This window comes from Acinetobacter halobius (assembly GCF_044130335.1).
Classification (GTDB): domain Bacteria; phylum Pseudomonadota; class Gammaproteobacteria; order Pseudomonadales; family Moraxellaceae; genus Acinetobacter.
On sequence record NZ_JBIQOD010000041.1, the window covers coordinates 1 to 1,054 of the forward strand.

The 1,054-nt window shown below is 43.7% G+C and carries 1 protein-coding gene; it reads left to right on the forward strand.

Features of this window, described 5'->3' with window-relative positions:
• Window positions 1–43: 43 nt before the first annotated feature.
• Window positions 44–1,054, forward strand: a 1,011-nt coding sequence (locus ACE01U_RS17075) for an FAD-dependent oxidoreductase (RefSeq protein ID WP_395580016.1), incomplete at its 3' end; no start/stop codon positions are given.

Genomic DNA, 1,054 nt, shown 5'->3' on the forward strand with positions numbered 1-1,054 from the left:
CTTTTATCAAATAATTTTACAGACTGCTTTGGAGAGCTTAACCATGTTAGATCAAAATACTTCAGCTCAATTAAAAACGCTTCTTGAACGCCTTGAAGGTCCGATTGAATTGGTTGCAACTTTGAACGGTTCTGAGAAATCAGACAAAATCAAAGAATTGGTTGAAGAGGTTGCAGCACTGTCTCCGCTGGTGACTGCACGTTTTGATGGTCAAAACTCGCGTGCACCGAGCTTTGGTGTAGCAAAAGCGGGCGAACAACCACGTGTCTTCTTTGCCGGTTTACCAATGGGGCATGAGTTTACCTCTTTGATTTTGGCATTGTTACAAACCTCAGGTTATGCACCCAAAGTATCAGATGAAGTTTTGGCTTCAATCAAAACTTTGGGCATCCAGTCTAACTTTGATGTATTTGTCTCTTTAAGCTGTCATAACTGTCCAGACGTGGTGCAAGCATTAAACCTGATTGCCATTTACAATCCGGGCACGACAGCAACCATGATTGATGGTGCATTCTTCCAAGACGAAGTTGAAGAACGCAAAATCATGGCTGTACCGATGGTGTTCCAAGACAACAACCATATTGGTCAAGGCCGTATGACCTTGGAAGAAATTATTGCCAAACTGGATACCAATTCCGCTGCCAAAGAAGCTGAAAAACTCAATGCCAAAGATGCTTTTGATGTTCTCGTGATTGGTGGTGGTCCTGCGGGAAATACCTCTGCTATCTATGCAGCGCGTAAAGGTATTAAAACCGGAATCGTGGCTGAACGTATGGGTGGTCAAGTCATGGATACCATGGACATTGAAAACTATACCTCGATTCAAAAGACCCAAGGGCCAAAGTTTGCTGCTGAAATGGAAGCACATGTACGTGAGTACGGTGTGGACATCATGAACTTACAACGTGTTTCTCACATCAAAGGTGCAGATGAGACCGCGAATGGTTTGGTTGAAGTCACTTTAGAAAATGGTGCGAAGCTTGAATCTAAAACAGTCATCCTTTCAACAGGCGCACGTTGGAGAGAGATGAATGTGCCGGGTGAAGCAGAATAC